Origin of the sequence: Bartonella sp. AA56HLJMS (assembly GCF_042197145.1) — a bacterium.
In the GTDB taxonomy this organism is placed as follows: Bacteria; Pseudomonadota; Alphaproteobacteria; order Rhizobiales; family Rhizobiaceae; genus Bartonella.
In genome coordinates this window covers 17,159-34,008 of the sequence record NZ_JBHIRL010000016.1, presented here as the reverse complement: position 1 = coordinate 34,008, position 16,850 = coordinate 17,159, and the positions used below count along the sequence as shown (strand labels likewise).

16 protein-coding genes are annotated in these 16,850 nt (G+C 42.3%); 15 read left to right on the top strand and 1 reads right to left on the bottom strand.

Features of this window, described 5'->3' with window-relative positions; translation table 11 throughout:
- Positions 1-414 precede the first annotated feature (414 nt).
- Positions 415-594, top strand: a complete 180-nt coding sequence (locus tag ACFINI_RS08005) for a hypothetical protein (RefSeq protein WP_375647506.1) — start codon at positions 415-417, stop codon at positions 592-594.
- 520 nt (positions 595-1,114) lie between these two features.
- Here ACFINI_RS08005 and ACFINI_RS08000 read toward each other — a convergent pair.
- Positions 1,115-1,483 (bottom strand): helix-turn-helix domain-containing protein, encoded by a 369-nt coding sequence (locus tag ACFINI_RS08000; RefSeq protein WP_375647502.1) that lies wholly within the window; start codon positions 1,481-1,483, stop codon positions 1,115-1,117.
- A 793-nt stretch (positions 1,484-2,276) separates the two neighbouring features.
- On the opposite strand from ACFINI_RS08000, the gene ACFINI_RS07995 reads away from it, so the two are divergent.
- The 14 genes from ACFINI_RS07995 (at position 2,277) to ACFINI_RS07930 (ending at position 15,513) form a co-directional block, all read left to right on the top strand.
- Entirely contained in the window at positions 2,277-2,603 is a 327-nt protein-coding gene (locus tag ACFINI_RS07995) for a hypothetical protein (protein ID WP_375638511.1), read from the top strand.
- Between the two features lie 184 nt (positions 2,604-2,787).
- The gene (locus ACFINI_RS07990) at positions 2,788-2,919 is read left to right on the top strand and encodes a hypothetical protein (RefSeq protein ID WP_375647497.1); all 132 of its coding nucleotides are present in this window, start codon (positions 2,788-2,790) and stop codon (positions 2,917-2,919) included.
- 162 nt (positions 2,920-3,081) lie between these two features.
- Positions 3,082-3,213, top strand: coding sequence for a hypothetical protein (locus ACFINI_RS07985; protein WP_375647492.1), 132 nt, complete (start codon positions 3,082-3,084; stop codon positions 3,211-3,213).
- Positions 3,194-3,409, top strand: coding sequence for a hypothetical protein (locus tag ACFINI_RS07980; RefSeq protein ID WP_375641003.1), 216 nt, complete (start codon positions 3,194-3,196; stop codon positions 3,407-3,409). The genes ACFINI_RS07985 and ACFINI_RS07980 overlap by 20 nt, the downstream gene beginning before the upstream one ends.
- A 664-nt stretch (positions 3,410-4,073) precedes the next feature.
- On the top strand, positions 4,074-5,435 hold the full coding sequence (locus ACFINI_RS07975) for a PBSX family phage terminase large subunit (RefSeq protein ID WP_375647489.1): 1,362 nt from the start codon (positions 4,074-4,076) through the stop codon (positions 5,433-5,435).
- Positions 5,420-7,270, top strand: a complete 1,851-nt coding sequence (locus tag ACFINI_RS07970; RefSeq protein ID WP_375647485.1) for a portal protein — start codon at positions 5,420-5,422, stop codon at positions 7,268-7,270. Before ACFINI_RS07975 ends, ACFINI_RS07970 begins: the two co-directional genes overlap by 16 nt.
- Before the next feature lie 580 nt (positions 7,271-7,850).
- Entirely contained in the window at positions 7,851-8,624 is a 774-nt protein-coding gene (locus ACFINI_RS07965; protein ID WP_375647481.1) for a hypothetical protein, read from the top strand.
- A gap of 296 nt (positions 8,625-8,920) precedes the next feature.
- Positions 8,921-10,039 (top strand): N4-gp56 family major capsid protein, encoded by a 1,119-nt coding sequence (locus ACFINI_RS07960; protein ID WP_273791303.1) that lies wholly within the window; start codon positions 8,921-8,923, stop codon positions 10,037-10,039.
- Between the two features lie 83 nt (positions 10,040-10,122).
- Complete coding sequence (locus ACFINI_RS07955) at positions 10,123-10,818, top strand: hypothetical protein (RefSeq protein ID WP_375647476.1); 696 nt, start codon at positions 10,123-10,125, stop codon at positions 10,816-10,818.
- 22 nt (positions 10,819-10,840) lie between these two features.
- Positions 10,841-10,984 carry a hypothetical protein gene (locus tag ACFINI_RS07950; protein ID WP_375647471.1) on the top strand — a complete coding sequence of 48 codons (144 nt, stop codon included), beginning with the start codon at positions 10,841-10,843 and terminating at the stop codon, positions 10,982-10,984.
- A gap of 129 nt (positions 10,985-11,113) precedes the next feature.
- The gene (locus tag ACFINI_RS07945; protein ID WP_375647466.1) at positions 11,114-12,577 is read left to right on the top strand and encodes a hypothetical protein; all 1,464 of its coding nucleotides are present in this window, start codon (positions 11,114-11,116) and stop codon (positions 12,575-12,577) included.
- A gap of 316 nt (positions 12,578-12,893) precedes the next feature.
- A complete protein-coding gene (locus ACFINI_RS07940; RefSeq protein ID WP_375647461.1) occupies positions 12,894-13,376 on the top strand; it encodes a hypothetical protein in 483 nt (160 codons plus the stop codon).
- Entirely contained in the window at positions 13,373-14,512 is a 1,140-nt protein-coding gene (locus ACFINI_RS07935) for a tail fiber domain-containing protein (RefSeq protein WP_375613652.1), read from the top strand. The genes ACFINI_RS07940 and ACFINI_RS07935 overlap by 4 nt, the downstream gene beginning before the upstream one ends.
- Entirely contained in the window at positions 14,509-15,513 is a 1,005-nt protein-coding gene (locus tag ACFINI_RS07930) for a phage tail protein (RefSeq protein ID WP_375647457.1), read from the top strand. The genes ACFINI_RS07935 and ACFINI_RS07930 overlap by 4 nt, the downstream gene beginning before the upstream one ends.
- Positions 15,514-16,850: the final 1,337 nt, after the last annotated feature.

Below are 16,850 nucleotides of genomic sequence, written 5' to 3'. Positions count from 1 at the left end.
CTTATGCCTTATGCCTTATGCCTTATGCCTTATGCCTTATGCCTTATGCCTTATGCCTTATGCCTTATGCCTTATGCTGTAAAATATTGTCATTTGAGGTAGGGTGAGATGGAGGCATTAGAGGCAAGGATATGCCGTCGAGGGACCTTCAAGCATATCAATTTATACGGTGCTTTTTGTGAGAATGTCTGGATATTGGAGGGTAGGGATTATCTGTCCGTGTCTGGTGAAACAGCATTCTTTGAGGGGTGGTGAGAGGTGGTTGCCCAAATGCAATGTACGCGATAAAAGTTGAATTGTTTACAAACTCTTGTTTATCGAGTGGTGGGTTAGTTTGGAAATTTCGTTTGGCTGCTTTCTGTAAAGATGGAAAAGCGTAAAAACGTGAATCTGTAAAAGTGAAGTGAAGAATTTATGCGTTGTATGCTTTTGTCTTGGCATGGAATGGGGGGAAAGGACTGGGGAACGAGTCTGCAAATGAATTGGAAAGCTAGGATGCAGAATGTGAAAATTGGCACTGTGGGAGAAGCTTTTTGGTGTGTGTGTGGGAAGCTTTGTCTTTTGGGTGGGGTCTTTGCTTCGAAGCGGAATTGATCGGTATTTGTGGGAGCTTTCGCTCTTTGTGTTGGAGAGGGATGGGTGTAAGAATATTCAGAAAAGGCTTGCTTGTTGAATCCGTTGTTTGAGGGGTATGGTGTGCTGATCTGTCTGAGTGGTTGGTAGGAGGAAACTGCTACAAGATGTTGGATTCTTGACAGAGCAGTGAAAGACGCTGGGGGAACAGTTTCATTTGCTGCCTTTTGTAAAGATGGAAAAGCGTAAAAACGTGAATCTGTAAAAGTGAAGTGAAGGATTTATGCGTTGTAAGTTTTTGTCTTGACATGGAATGTGGTCGGAGAACTAGGGGACGCATTTGTGAATGGAGCGGGGAAAGCTGGGATGAAGAGGGGTATAAAACGCGTTGACTGGAGAAAAGTGTGTGAGGGAATATTTTAGGGCAGCGCTTATCTGTCGTGTCTGATAAAATTGTCTTCTTTAAGGTGTCGTGATCTGAAGCTTATATTTTAAGGGTGTTGGATATATTGGCGAGGGATGTTGATGGGTGTGCTTTTGTCTAATCAGAAATTAACCACAAAATTGCTTTTTGTTTTTTCGGCTGGAGCTCTCTAAAGTTTTTCAAAAGGGCGTATTCTTTTTCGCTGTATGTGTCTTGATCGTGGTGTAAGGCATGTTCTTTTGTGGGAATATCTGCTGTTAAAAGGTCCGCATAAAAAAAGTTCATAGGAACCTCTAGTTTTTTAGCAATTTCGAGCAAACACCCCGCGCTTACACGATTAGATCCTTTTTCGTATTTCTGGATTTGTTGAAAACTGACACCTAAATAGCTTCCTAATTCCTTTTGAGAAAGTCCCATTGAAAGTCGTCTATGGCGGATTCTTTTACCTATTGAAATATCATTGAAATGTGAATTTTTAGTTTGCACTTCAAGCTCCCCTCCGGTTGCGAGCGCCCTCGCATTGGTATTCCGGGAGTAGTAAAGTACTGAGCTCTAGTCAGCATTTTTGCTTTTAGTGCTTATCACACCTGGACATAGCAAAAACTCCCGGAATCCCGGGACACCCACAAAGTGGGTTCATTCTTACGCTAGAGCTTAGGGCTTTACTATCCCTTATTGATCGTTGCGTGGACGATCAAAATATCCTTTGAGTGATAAAGTAATTTCAAGGGATTGGCAAGAACAATTAAAAGATTTTCTAGTCTGTTATATTGTAAAATAGGGATGTTTGGGGGGGTGGTAATCTGATGTTAGTAGGGGAATTTACTGGGGAAGAGGTTGGATGATAGTTTAAAACCGGTGCGGGGTGGAAGCTTTATTCAGCAGAGGAAAATTTGCTTTTTGAAGTCGAATTGTAGATCAGAGCTTATCTGGCGTGTTTGATTAAACACCATTCTTTGAAGTGTGGGATAGCTATATGAAATAATCAGCAGGGGAATCTGATAGACGAGAAATCAGCTTGTTGACAGACCCGTGTTTACAGAGGGGCGTGGGGATGGCGGTTTTTGAGTTTCATTTGGCTTTTTTCTGTAATGATGTAAAAGCGTAAAAATGTGAATCTGTAAAATTATGCGGAGGATTTGGGCTTTATGTGGGCTCTTATCTTTTTGGGTGTGTCCCATTTTTTTTAATTGTTGAATGCTTGGCAAATTTTGTTGCTGATTTTTATGTCATTTTTTGTGTTTGAGGTTTTGGTTTCTCTTTAGTTGGAAGGAACATGATGATGGTAGATGAACATTGTCTTCCCTTACGTCGAAGAGGGCGGAAAAAAGGGGCTTTAAATAAAACAACAAAGCGATTTAATGAAGCTCTTTTGACAGCGGCGGAGCAGGCTGGATATCACTATGGTGAAGATGGGCTGGTGTCTTATCTTCAGTATCATGCGTTGAATAATCCTGTTCCTTTTTTTTCGCTGTTGGCAAAAGTGTTGCCTCTTCAGGGGGCTGGAGAAGGGCAGGTTAAAACAGTTTCGCGTATTGAGATTGTACCAGTGAATGCAAAAAATAGCGAACCGGAGAAGTGTGATACTTCGATAACTAAGGTTTGAAGAAGGAGCTGTGATGTTTGGGCATTTACTGGAGAGCAGAATATTTCGGTGGGAGATATTGGGGCTTCCTATGTCGAGATGCCGGCTTTTATGGGCGATGACAGAGGGGCGTGTGCTGAAGAGGTGATACCCGAGAGGTACAATGCTTAGGGGGTGTGGTTGTTATCTACTGTTTTGGATTTTTGTGAAGGTTTGGTCTTTTCTCGTTATTGAAGGTGTGGAGATATCAAAAACAGTTTCGCGGATTGAGATTGTGCCAGTGAATGCAAAAAATAGCGAACCGGAGAAGCATGATCCCTCGGCAACTGAGGCTTGAAGCTACGAGAAAATGTTGGGTTGGGCACATGATGTTTAAGGGATATTGTCTTTGAACGGGGATGCTAGATGTTTGTCTGAAAGCTTATGATTGAAATTGCGGTGAGGGGCGTGTGTTTTAGGCGTGTGAGCTGTGACGTTGTTAAGCCTTGGTGGGGGAAGCATGAGGACGTGGACTGGAGGAGACTTCGGTGCATATGGTGTTTTTTGGGAGTACATGGCGTCTGGGGTGGTCTGTTTGAAGAGGGGCCGGCAAGATGCTTTTATGGCGATGCGTGAGGGGCGCGATACCTGAAAGATGTTGGGGAGTGCTTGATGATATTTGCTGTTTTGGGCATCTGGTGAAGATTTGGTTTTTTCTCGTTATTGAAGGTGTGGAGATATCAAAAACAGTTTCGCGTATTGAGATTGTACCAGTGAATGCAAAAAATAGTGAACCGGAGAAGCATGATACCTCGATAACTGAGGCTTGTGATATTGAAAAATGTTAGGCTGAGGTGGGTGATGTGGGGTGATGTCTTGCAAGGGGGCTGCTTTGGTGATTGCCTATCTTGAGGGGATTGAAGCGGAGGCTATCGTGCTTGTAGGCGCTCGTGATATTGGGAAGGGGCTTTGGTGAATGATGCCGTAAGGGCCCCCGTGTGCTGGAGGGAATTTGGTGCAGGGTATTTGTGTGGTGGATATGGAACAGTGTTTTGATGGGGGAGGGGCATGAAACTTGAGAGAAGTGTTATGCTTGCCTGATGCATGTGTTTTGGTGGGGGTATCTTGGGGGATAAAGTGTGAGGATTGGTGATGCTTGAGAGGCATGATATTGGAGGATGTTGGGCTTTGGATATGCCTGAGAGCTATGTGCTGAGGCTATGATTTGGTTGGGGGGATACCTTGCTTGTGGTTGGGGGATGACAGGCGCGGTGTTTGAGGGGGTGGGGCTTTTGTGCCTTGGGGGCTTGGGGCGCATAGGTGGGGTCAAGGGGATCTCATGCAAAAAAGTGAAATTTATTGAATATGTGCGATGAAGAAAAGATAAAGCGCTGCTTTTGAGAAGGGCGTTTTTCGTTCAATTGCTCTTTTCGTTCAATTGCTCTGGGATCATTAAACTTGGGATAAGCAAAAGGGTGCAGCGCAATTATTGCTAAAGTATGAAAATTTATAATGACAACTGTTCAGAAAACTTCTCAAAAAATTGAGCAGAAAACGGCTCAAGTGGCTCTTATTCCAAAGCTTATTCCTGTCTTTACTGGAAATGCCGATGTGCGAGCCGCTTGGGGAGGACGGGGCTCTGGAAAAACACGTTCTTTTGCGTTGATGTCGGCTGTGGTGGGATATCGCCATGGAATGGCTGGAGAACGCGGGATTATTCTTTGTGCACGGCAATTTCAAAATTCTCTTAATGAAAGTTCTTTGGAAGAAATTAAACGCGCTATCGAAGCTTATCCTTTTTTACAAGATTATTATGAAATCGGCGATAAATATATTAAGTCAAAAGATGGACGGATTGTCTATGTGTTTGCTGGGCTTGATCGCAATATCGCAAGTATTAAATCAATGGGACGCGTTTTCCTTTGTTGGGTCGATGAAGCCGAGCCCGTGACAGAAACTGCTTGGCAAACACTTATTCCAACTTTGCGCGAAGAAGGAAAAGATTGGAATGCAGAATTATGGGTCACATGGAACCCATGCCATGAAAATGCAGCCGTGGAAAAACGTTTCCGAAATGTCGATAATCCTCATATCAAAGGGGTGGAAATCAATTGGCGTGATAATCCGCAATTTCCTGAAAAACTCAATCGTGATCGAATGGACGATTTGCAGCAAAGACCAGAGCAGTATAACCATATTTGGGAAGGCGAATATCTCCAAGCTGTCCAAGGGGCTTATTATCAGAAATGTCTGCTCGAAGCCGAAATGGAAGGGCGGATTACCACTGTTCCACGGGATCCTTTGATGCAGGTGAGAATCTTTTGGGATATCGGGGGAACAGGAGCAAAGGCTGATGCTACCGCATTGTGGGTGGCGCAATTTGTTGGACGTGAAATCCGAGTGCTCGATTATTATGAAGCCCAAGGACAACCTCTCTCAGAGCATGTGGGCTGGGTCTTTCAAAGGGGATATGAAAAGGCTCTTATGGTCTTGCCTCATGATGGTGCAACAAAAGATCGTGTCTATAATGTGAGTTTTGAAAGTGCCCTTCAACAAGCCGGTTTTCAAACCAAAATAATTCCTAACCAAGGAACAGGCGCTGTGAAAATGCGTATCGAAGCCGTACGGCGGTTGTTTCCTGCACTATGGTTTAATCGTGAAACGACATGTGCGGGGAGAAAAGCGCTTGCTTGGTATCATGAAAAGCGCGACGAACAGCGCAATATCGGACTAGGGGCTGAACATGATTGGGCTAGCCATGGGGCCGATGCCTTTGGACTGATGTGTGTGGCTTATGAACAACCAAATGCTAAAGCGCGAAAAAAACCTTATCGCTCGTTTCACCATTCTCAAACTTCATGGATGGCTTTTTAATGAATAGTTCTACAGATTCTTCTTTTAATCAAATCGAAACGCTTGAAAATCAAGCTCTCTTTAAAAAACTCGTGGGTTGGTATCAGGATGATATTGATCATGTCGAAAAATGGCGAAAAAATGCCCAGGAAGATTACGATTTTTATAATGGACGGCAATGGAATGAGCAAGACTTGGCTGTCTTGCACGAACAAAACAGACCGGTGATGACTTTTAACCGTATTGCGCCTTTAATTAATGCCGTGATTGGGGCTGAGCGCAATAATAAAAGGCAAGTGCAATTTATTCCACGACAAGAAGGGGCTGCCTTTGCAAACCAGATTTTGACAGGAGCAGCCGAATGGTTTCGCGATGAAGCCGACGGGGAATACGAAGATTCCGATGCTTTTCAAGATGCAATTATTTGCGGTATGGGCTGGACAGATACACGCCTTGATTATGAACAAGATCCCCAAGGAAAACCAATCATTGCACGTTTAGACCCGATGAAAATGGTGTGGGATGCAAGTGCTGTCAAGTCTAATCTTATTGATGCACAACGCTTATGGTATATTGATGAAAAACCCCTTGCTGTGGCGCAGGAAATGTTTCCCAATGTTCATTGGAGTGACCTTAATGCTGATTGGGTTAAACATCAGAGTTTTTTACATTCAACCAGCGATGGGATGACACAAAGTTATCAGTCCGAGAGGGGGTATCAAGGAGAAGAGGGGAGCGGCTATCAACGTCCTAAAATGGTGACATTGGTAGAATGTCGCTGGTTTGAACGCGAGGTGGTTTATAAAGTCCTTGAGCCTCAAAGTGGAAGGTTTGTCGATTATTCAGAGCAGGATTTCCAAAATTTAAGCAAAACCTTTCCGCATGTTCAAGCAACAAGGTTGAACAGAAAAATTGTCAAACGGGCATTTTTAGGTAGAAAGCTGCTTGAAGCGCCTGATAAGCCCTTGGTTCCACCCAATCAATTGGGATGGGAGTGTATTACCGGTACTTTTGATAAGTTAAGTCGGCAATTTTACGGAATTGTGCGCCCTACAAAAGATCCGCAACGGTGGGCAAACAAATATTTTAGTCAAGTAATGCACTTGCTCAATAGCCAATCAAAAGGCGGCATTATGGCAGAACGCGATGCTTTTGATGATGATCGACAAGCCGTCGAGAGTTGGGCTAGAGCCGATAGCATTACTTGGTTGAAAAGTGGGGCTGTGTCTGGCGGAAGAATCCAACCTAAACCCGTGGCGCAATTTCCGCAAGGTTTTTTTCAATTGTTTAATGAAGCAAAGAGTGCTCTCGAACAGGTGACGGGGTTGTCTTCTGAATTTATTGGGACGCGAGCTGTCAATCAGCCTGGCATTCTTGAACAACAACGGCGACAATCGTCACTTAATCTTTTGGCTTCCTTTTTTGATGGGTTGCGTCGATATCGGCAACGACAGGGAAAAATTATTCTCTATCTTATTCAAAATTATCTCTCCGATGGGCGGTTGGTGCGTATTGCTGGTGATGAAAATGCCCAGTATGTGCCGCTGACACGCGAAATGGTGACAAGCTTGGAATATGATATTGTCGTGGATGATGCGCCAACAAGTCTTAATGAAAAAGAGCGTACTTTTGCACTGATCATGCAATTGCTTCCTTTGATGCAAAATTTTACAACGCCTGAGATTATGCTCGATCTTTTACGCTATTCGCCTTTACCGGCTTCACTTATTCATAAAATCGCTATAAAGGCGCAAAACTCTTTTCAAGAAGAGCAAAATGCCTCAGCGCAGATGGGGGATAATGTGGGAGCAGAGCAGATAATGCAGATGTTGCAGACAGTAAAGGCTCAACAATAGGGTGCTTTGTCATGCGCGACTTCTGATAAATTCCATCTACCAGAAATTGCTTATCGATACAATTTCCATAGCGTAATGTCGTCTTCCTTTATCTTCGAAGAGCTGTTTTATGAGACTATCCCTGTTGGGGGAAAACAGGAGAACGAGGGAGTCTTGCCGTTATGTGGGGTGAACTTGGTGGGGCATGGTGGGCGCAGAATGAGCTTATCGATTTCCATAGTGCATGGGCTTCCTTTTCCCAAAAGAACTGTTTTATAGGGCTGGATTGTTGGGAAAAGTAGGGTGGAGAGGGAGTCTTGCCGTTATGTGGGGTGAACATGGTGGGGAATGGTGGGCGCAGAATGGGCTTATCGATTTTCGTAGTGCATGGGCTCCCTTTTCTTAAAAGACCTGTTTTGTAGGGCAGGACTGTTGGGAAAAGTAGGGTGGAGAGGGGAGTTTTGCTGTCATGTGGGGTGGAGAGCATTGGGGGGAATACTGGTGCTCAAATGATGGGAGAACATTGAGGGGATAAGTGCTTATGGGCTGTTTTATCTGAAAAATTTGATTTTATTGTTAAAAAAAAGAGAAGGCTAATGTCATGGATCAAGAACACTTAACGCCGGCAGAACAAAACCAATTGAAACAAGATTTTCTGGTCTCAACACAAGAGGGAGAAGATGGTGAAATTGCAAGAGAAGAAAAAACTCTTGAAGATAATTTCCAAGGGCAAGTGCATCAACAACAGTACTCTTCGCAAAAGGCTGGAAAAGAGGTTCAAGGGGGAGAAGATGTTCCACCAGATCCGCAAAAAGACTTTATGGGCTATATGCAATGGTTGGGAAAAACACTCCAAAAACAAGGGCTTGTACATGAAAAACAACAGCCTTCTCTTGCTCGCGAAGCAGAACAGTTGCATGCATTTTTTCAGCAGTCTGTTGCCAGTGTTAAACAAAAGCATCATGATTTTGATCAAGCAGCTGATTTTATTTATGAAACGCGGGCTAAACAGTTGGCAGCTTGTGCTTCGCTCTATCCTGAGATGGCAGACCCCAAAAATATTGATGCGTTGATTGGTGATGAGTTGAAGCAGATCTTGCGCGATTGTGCGCAAAAAAATCAAAACCCCGCTGAAGTGATTTACTCTATTGCACAAAAAATTGGCTACACAAATGTTCCCAATAACATGGGTGAAAATTTACAGGAAAGACACAATTCTGCACGTACTCTTGCTGCTTATAACGGTTTAACGCCAAATGGGCCGATTTCTTTGGATATGCTTGATAAAATGTCAGAAGCAGAGTTTAGCGCTTGGGTTGCTGATCCTAAAAATAAAGCCGCTTTTAATCGTTTAATGGGGGGAAGAGAATTTTAAAAACAAGAATGTGGCAGGTGTTTTTTGCGGGAACGTTAAGAGGCTTTTAGCGCAGGAGAATGCGGGGGAGTGTTTTTTGCGGGAATGTTAAGAGGCTTTTGGCGCAGGAGAATGCGGGGGGATTTCTCAAAGCACGGATGTGGTGAGGAGAGCTCTTATAAGGAGGAGGCAGACGCTAACAGAAATTAGATAAAACTCACGAACAACCTATTCACCATCTGAAATGAAATGTGGTGTTTTGAGCGCCCGGCGCTTTGCCGGGTTTTTTTATGTCAAGAAAACTTTTAGAGGATAAAATGACCGTAACTTATATCGGACTTAATGACCCAATGGCAGTGCGCACATGGTCTAAATTACTAAACCAAGAAGTCTCAAAAGCACTTCCAATTGCGCCGTTGATTGGAAATGATTCAAACAGTATCGTACAATTAAAAGATGAAACTACGAAAGCAAGTGGGGATGCTATTAGCTTTAATTTGCGTGTGCAGTTGCTAGGCGATGGGGTAAGCGAAGGGCAGACATTGGAAGGCAATGAAGAAGCTTTACAGTTTCTCAATGATCGCTTGGCAATTAATGAACTCGTTCATGCTGTGCGTGTCAAAAATGAGGGAACGATTGATCAACAACGAATTCTCCATGATTTGCGCACCGAGGCAAAAAATGGTTTGGTTGATTGGTATGCAGATCGTCTGAGTATGATGTTCTTCATTCAAGTTTGCGGGTATACCGCAAAAACAATTAACTTTGAAGGACGCACGATTACCCTTAAACCAGTTCATTATGGGTTTAATGCGCCAACGGCACCAACCAATAAACGTGTGGTACGTCCTAATGATAAAGCAAAAGATGAGGACTTAAAAGAAGACGATGTTTTTGATCTCAGCTTGATTGATAAAGCAGTTGAACGGGCTAAATTGGCAAATCCTAAAATTAGACCTGTGCGGATCGATGGCGAAAATGTCTATGTGCTTTATCTACATCCAACCCAAGTGACACAATTGCGAACCAATACTGATGCGGGGCAATGGCTCGACATTACTAAGGCAATCTATAGTGGAAGTCGTATCAAAAATCCGCTCTATGATGGGTCTTTGGGCATGTATAATGGTGTGGTTTTGCGCGAAGCTGAACATATTACCGAAGGGGTCGAAGCTGGAACCGCTAACAAAGCTGTACCAAATGTGCGGCGGGCTGTTCTGCTTGGTGCGCAGAGTGCTGTGATTGCTTTTGGTAAAGATCGAGGGGCGACACGCTATAAATTGGTGGAGGAACTCTTCGACTATGAAAGAGAATTCGGGGTTGCGGCAAAAACCATTATTGGGATGAAAAAAACTTGCTTTACCTTGCCAGGAAGTACGCAAGGGGCTCAGGATTTTGGCACTATTGTCATTCCAACTTATGGAGCACCCGCTTAAAGCGAACGCTTGCTCTCTTCCCCCAACAAGAGGGATCTGTTGGGGGAAAAATTTAAAATGCTTCCAGAAACAAGGACAGGCTTATGACCACTTTATCCACTGATCCCCAAAATCTAAACCTTACACATTCAGACCATTCTAAAACTTTTGCTTATATGGTCGCGCTTATTCAAGATGAAATTGACGATACAACAGCGGAATATTCCCTGCAAATTCAAGATTCAATTTTTACGGCTTTGCGTTTGTGTGAACGCGAACCCTTTTTCTTTAATGAAAAAAGAGAAAGGACGTTTAAAACACAAAGTGGTAAAACATGGTATGGGCAAGAAGAAGGGGTTTTTATTGAAGCAGAAAAGAGTTTGGAGGGCGTCTTTTTAGTAACAAAGAGTGCAACACCAACAAAGTTGTTCTTTAAGCCCTTGGAAGTGTTGCATCAACAATATGGTATGCATCCTGCGCTAGGAACGCCATTCTTTTATACCTACCTTGATCAAAAAATAGGACTCTTTCCAACACCAGAACATCTGGAAACTGTACAGCTTTCTTATGCTCCTGTTCATTTTGCCGATGAACAGCTGAAAGAGGATGATAACCCTTGGTTGATTTATGCTTTTGATCTTATTAAAGCACGAGCAAAATATGAACTTTATAAAAATATCCTTAAAGATCCTGAATATGCCGCCGTTTCTTTCAGAGATTTTCAAGAACAGCTTCAAGCTTTGCGCATTGAAACATCGCGCCGAAAAGGTTCTTCAAAGATTCGCCCAATGCGTTTTTAAAAGACTTTTTTCCAAATCGTTTATGGCTGGCGTTGAAGGTTGGTTTGGCACTGGTGGCTGGTTTGTCACTTATGGCTGGATACACGCGTTGGGTGTTGATGGTGAAGGGCTGGTGGATGGCGTTGGGGTGGCCATTATTGATGGTATCGTTTTTTTGGTGCGTTAAACAACCTAAGGTTGTTTATTTTGTTGAATTTTATGCCTTTAGAGTTTTAAGGGCTTTTGTGGTTTTTTATCAATAAGCCTTGGTGTTTTGAATGGCACTGGGCTCTTCAAAGATTTTATGGGGGTCTTGATGGCTTTTTTCCCAATCGCTGATTATCGACCCGATGTGGCGGATATCAATGGAATTTTTACCGATGAACTTGTTAATGTGCTCCCGGCGGATGGCTCCTATATCCCTATGCCAAGTTTTGAGCCTTTATCAGAGCCTTGTCCGGAGCCAATCTTAGGCACTCTTGCGGTTAAAACAAAAAATGGGGTTTCTATTATTGTCGGGACAAGAGATAAAATCTACTTACTTGATAATACAACAATGAACTGGAAAGATATTAGCCAAAAAGGAAAACCTTATCTGGCTAATGTTGATGCTCCGTGGTCTTTTGCTTTGTTTGGTGATTTTATCATTGCTGTGAATGCCAATGATAAACCACAAGTGATTGATATTAATCATGATAAAACATTTAGAAATTTAGGAGGAAATCCACCACAGGCAGGGATTGTTCGAATCTGGGGAGATTTCGTTTGTTTGATGAAATTAACCGAAAATCCAAGACGGGTTCATTGGTCTGGATTAAATGATGCTGAATTTTGGACCGTGGGAAAAAAAAGTTGTGATTATCAAGATTTTCCTGATGGCGGATTCGTCCAAGGGGCAACGGAGACAACAAATCCAATTATCTTTATGCGTTCTGCAATCTATGCTGGTTCTTTTATTCCTGGCTCTAAGATTATTTTTAGTTTCCAAAAAATCCACGATAAACGAGGCGCAAAAAATGCTGAATCAATTGTTTGTAGAGGCGATTTAGCATTCTTTGCCGATGAGGGCGGGTTTTATCAAATAACAAATGAGGGACAGATTATACCCATTGGGTTCGAAAAAGTCGATCGAACGATGACCGCAAAATCAAGGAAGGATAATCTGTACACTCTGTCTGCTGCTATCGATGGGGTGTATAATCGTGTTTATTGGATGGTTGATTCTGATGAGAACCTTCATAAACGTATCTTGCTCATTTATGATTGGGGATTGCAAAAATGGACAAAAGCTCTCGTCGATATCAAAATGATATTGCCTATTTTCTTAGCAGGAACAACCCTAGAAGGTCTTGATTTTGTGACTAAGAATATTGACGATTTGTCCTTTTCTCTCGATAGTAAAGCTTGGAAAAATGAATCGCCTATTCTGGGGGCATTTGATCAACAGGGGAGACTGGGTTCGTTTTCTGGGGGTCCTATGGCTTGTGTCGTGACATCACAAGAAATGGGGCAGACAAATGGCATGATAACACGGGTGAAAAATATTATGCCTCAAGTCAATAGTGGAAAGTTTTATTTGTCTGTGGGAATGCGCTTTCGACAATCTCTTGAAGAGGAAACTGTTTGGTTGCCAGAAAAACAGCCCTCTTATAATACTGGACAAATTCACTGTCGTGCAAGGGCACGGTTTTATCGCTTTAAATTGCGTATTCCTGAAGGGGTGAATTGGACTCATGTCACTGGATTTGATGTGGAATTGACGCGGGCCGGCATGCGATAGGCATGCCCTTTTGTAATACCATGCGATAGGCTCAAGCCTCTATTATTAAAGAACAAATGCCCCATAGGCTTCCCAAACCTTTATAAACAAAGGCACAATGCGATAAGCTGTGTCTTTATAATATGAAGAACAAGGTGGTGCGTTATGTTTCATGCTTTTCTGCGATAAAGGAAAAATAGGCTGCACCATGGTTTATTTTTATAAAGAAAAAAGTTCCCTCTTTGTTGTGACAAAGGGATGATGGGGCTTTTTTTCTTTTATTGTGCGGGGGGCATGGAATGCGTGAAATGCGTAGGGGGATGTTATTTGAGGGGAGATGAGTGACAAAGCTAAAAGAGCTAAAATTATGATGCTTGAGAGTCAAGATTTATATTCTGCTCATCTGACAGAGCAGTGGCCATGGGAAAAAATAGCTCCCTATCAAGAGGCTCTCAATGCTGCATTGAAAAAATATGTTCAGCGCTTTCCGGATGATGTTTGTCTGGAAAAAATTGCTGAAGAAATCGCTACAGGACAAGCACAATTGTGGCTGGTCTTAAAAAATAAAATCCAATTTAGTGCTTTTGCAATTACCAAAGTTGAAATAACCCATACGGGAAAAAAATGCGTCGTTCTCTCTGATCTTGCTGGAGAGGGAGGGCTGAAATTGGTCAAGTTGATTGATGAAGTCGAAAAATGGGCGCGAACAATTAATGCTGAAGAAATGCACATGTTTGGAAGAACTGGATGGGCGAAAAAGCTCGCTCATCACGGATATTCTCGTAATCTTATTCAATATAGAAAGGTTCTGAACCCATGAGTAGAAAAACCACACCTCAAGTGCAGACAACAACACAAACAAATGCTCCACCTGCTTGGGCGGCTGATATTCTTAAACAAGCCAGTGCTGATGCACTTGGACTTTATAATAAAGGAATTGGCGGAAACGTTTATCAGGGAGACAGAGTCGCTGGTCTTAGCAATATGACAAAAAATGCGCTGACCGGTTTACAACAAGCAGCAGGGCTCTATAACAATCCAACGGTAACGCAATGGTTGAGTGCACCAACCAACAGCGCTACAAATCTTTCCGGTATGGCTAAGGGAAGCTGGATTGGAAGCAATAGTAAATTTAATACTGCATTGCAAAATGCTCTGAATAAAACGTCCGATGCAATTAATCAATCGATGTCGGGAGCAGGACGTTATGGCTCTGGGGCTCATACTGGTGTGCTGGCCGATGAGTTAGGCGCCTTGGCAACAAATGCTGCAGCACAGCAATATAATCAAGATATTAACAATATGATGAATGCAAACCAGATGATTGATCGCTCTCAGAATGATCAAGTTAATGCGGCAAATAGCTATTATCAAGGACAGAGTAACGTGCAAAGCAATGCTTTGAAAGGGGGCATGATTCAAGATATAAACCGCCAAAATGTCTTAGATGCTGAACGCCAAAAATGGTCAGAAAAAGATAATCAAGATTGGAACCGATTGCAAAGTTTGTTACAGGTAGGAACACAGGCTGCTGGAAATTACGGAACGACTTCAGGAAAATCCACGACAATGCCTTCTGTGACAAAAGATCCATTGCGTGATGCGCAGCAAGTGCTTGGATTGGTCGGAGGAATTTTAGGGCTTTGTGATGTGAGAGCAAAAGAAAATATTATCCCTGTGGGGCAGAAAAAGGGATATCCACTTTATACCTTTAATTATAAGGGAAATCCACAACGTTATCAGGGCGTTATGGCGCAAGACGTGTTGCGTGTGAACCCTGAAGCTGTTTATGTCAATGCGAAAACAAAGTTATTGCATGTTGATTATGACAAAATAGGCCTGAAAATGGAAAAAATGAAAATGGAGAAAATGCCGGCATCTAAAAATAAAATTGCGGCTTTCTTTTCTTCATTTTTTGCTCGTTTTCCCTTTTTGAAAAAAGAGTATCTTCTATGAGCTCGATTTATGATTGGTCAATTGTTGCATCAGAAAATGCTTATGTCGACGAGAATATAAACTGGGCAGAAGGGCAACCGCCAAGCACAGTCAATGATAGTGCTCGCGCTATGATGCAACGCATCAAAGAATATTTGTTGGATAATGGGGGCGGGATTGAAACACAGTTTACTGTCGATGTGAAAAATGAGAGAACGTCACTTCGTTTGGCAACAAAGTCTTTTTTTGAGACTTATATGGATGGCATTGTTGTGCGCTTTAAAGCACAAGGCGTCAACAGAGGAATAACAAATATTTCTTTAAATCAATTGCCGCCAAGACCAACTTATATGGCAACGCCAGAGGGTATTGTGCCTTTAAAGGGCGGGGAAATTCAAAAAGGGGGGCTTTATGAGATCGTCTATACGCGTGATATTGCCGGAAAAAATGCTGATGGCTGGTTTTTAACCAATCCTACTATAAAACTTCCTGAAATTCCGCCCTTTCCTCCTTTGCCTGAAACTTTTTCTTCTGGATTTATCGGGACTTTTGCTACAGAAAAAATACCCTCTGGATGGTTACTGTGTAATGGTAAAGAATATTCGCGAAGGAACTATGCTAATCTCTTTGCTGTTCTGGGAGAAACATGGGGAAAAGGAGACGGGAGAACAACATTCAATGTTCCCGATTTGCGTGGAATGTTTTTACGGGGGCTCGATAGTGGAAAAGAAATTGATAAAGGACGTCGCTTGGGAAGCCGACAAGAAGAGTCTTTTCAATCCCATACCCATGAGGGAAAAACAGATTCAGCAGGTAACCACCAGCATAGTTATCCAATGATTGAAGAGGTAGTTTGGGATATGAATCACGGTGAATATTATAGACATCTGGCTCAAGTCTACAATAAAGATCGGTTAACGAAGGCTGCGGGAGAGCATGAACATAAGGTCTTGTTGCAAAAAACAGGGGGTGATGAAACACGCCCCGTCAATATGGCGGTGGTTTATGCTGTCAAAGCCTGAGAATGAAAGCTGTAGGAGAGAAAGATAAAAATGCTAAAATGTTTGTTATGAAAAAAAGTCTTATTGAATATATTGTGTAGAAAGTTTTGAGGCGCTTTAGAAAAAACTCAACTCTCTTTATTTTTTGTGCTGCCTTTGTTGGATGTCTAAAGGTAAGTTTGCCTATTGTTCTTTAGAGGATCAAGACGGTGATTATTGAAGGTAGGGGGAGAACAAAAAAACTTTCTTTATTCATGGCGTTTTTTGCTGATGAATCAATATTTTAGCTCAAATGCCTCTCTTTTGTGATATCGTGATCCATTATTTCAAGTGCTGGGGTTAAAGCGCTGCTGTGCGATGACAAAAAGCCCCTAGATAATTTTATCCTATTATAGCGTAAAATACCGTCATTAAAACACTATTATTGAAGGTGGTGATATCAGTAAGATAGCTTAAAGTATTTAATACATTAGCAAATGTTATGGTGAGGATTTTCTTGGTTAAGTATTATGCAAGTGAATCATATAAATAATGAGCAGATATGGAGCCCCTTCAGAGGAGTTGGATTGTTTACAAACCGATGTGGGGCTAAAACCTTTGTCCTTTGAGGGTGGTGGAAAGAGGTTAACGGATATGTTTATTTAAAGCGAGAAAAAGCAAAATGGAGCGCTCCCTTTTTTGGCAAAGCGTGTAGGAAAAAAGCCCCTCTTTGTTTTCAAAATGGGTGCACTGTTGGCAAGAGCAGCAGGTTGGCGATGCGTTGTAGTACATGGTGAGGCATTGAACCCTCTGAGATGGCATTTTGTGCTTATCAGGCAACTTCTTGAAACGGGATGAGAGTGATACGAGAAAATCTATAAGACAATAGTTTATCCCGTTGTGTTGTAAAATACCATTGTTTGAGATGCGGTTAAAATTTTATGCATGGGGTGTTTTTCGTCTGTGCGTATTCCTAACGCAGCATTTTTTTGTAGAGTAACTCTGGACAGGGGATACATTACAAGGATGCGTTTGAAGGGGGAAGCCAAGTCAAATCTGTTAGATAAGAAGCCAGATTGTTTACAAACCATTGTTTATTGATTGCCATTATTTAAAGACCGGTGTGGGCTTTGTCCTTTTGGGAAAGGTTGATACAGCATGCAAGGTGACATGCATTTCTCTTTGGTTTTAGGTGGTAAAATCATCATTTTAGGTGGAAAACAGAGTATAATCTAAAAAAATACCTTGTAAAAATTTTCGATGAGGAATTTTTTTTCAAAAGCTTTTCATATGGTTGTCTGAGGTTGTCTGAGGTTGTCTGAGGTTGTCTGAGGTTGTCTGAGGTTGTCTGAGGTTGTCTGAGGTTGTCTGAGGTTGTC

Coding starts and splice junctions, on each gene's coding strand:
- ACFINI_RS07995 (WP_375638511.1), top strand. CDS start 2,277: ATGATGGTAGATGAACATTGTCTTCCCTTACGTCGAAGAGGGCGGAAA.
- ACFINI_RS07975 (WP_375647489.1), top strand. CDS start 4,074: ATGACAACTGTTCAGAAAACTTCTCAAAAAATTGAGCAGAAAACGGCT.
- ACFINI_RS07950 (WP_375647471.1), top strand. CDS start 10,841: ATGGCTGGCGTTGAAGGTTGGTTTGGCACTGGTGGCTGGTTTGTCACT.
- ACFINI_RS07960 (WP_273791303.1), top strand. CDS start 8,921: ATGACCGTAACTTATATCGGACTTAATGACCCAATGGCAGTGCGCACA.
- ACFINI_RS07965 (WP_375647481.1), top strand. CDS start 7,851: ATGGATCAAGAACACTTAACGCCGGCAGAACAAAACCAATTGAAACAA.
- ACFINI_RS07955 (WP_375647476.1), top strand. CDS start 10,123: ATGACCACTTTATCCACTGATCCCCAAAATCTAAACCTTACACATTCA.
- ACFINI_RS07935 (WP_375613652.1), top strand. CDS start 13,373: ATGAGTAGAAAAACCACACCTCAAGTGCAGACAACAACACAAACAAAT.
- ACFINI_RS07945 (WP_375647466.1), top strand. CDS start 11,114: ATGGCTTTTTTCCCAATCGCTGATTATCGACCCGATGTGGCGGATATC.
- ACFINI_RS07970 (WP_375647485.1), top strand. CDS start 5,420: ATGGATGGCTTTTTAATGAATAGTTCTACAGATTCTTCTTTTAATCAA.
- ACFINI_RS07985 (WP_375647492.1), top strand. CDS start 3,082: ATGAGGACGTGGACTGGAGGAGACTTCGGTGCATATGGTGTTTTTTGG.
- ACFINI_RS07940 (WP_375647461.1), top strand. CDS start 12,894: ATGAGTGACAAAGCTAAAAGAGCTAAAATTATGATGCTTGAGAGTCAA.
- ACFINI_RS08005 (WP_375647506.1), top strand. CDS start 415: ATGCGTTGTATGCTTTTGTCTTGGCATGGAATGGGGGGAAAGGACTGG.
- ACFINI_RS07930 (WP_375647457.1), top strand. CDS start 14,509: ATGAGCTCGATTTATGATTGGTCAATTGTTGCATCAGAAAATGCTTAT.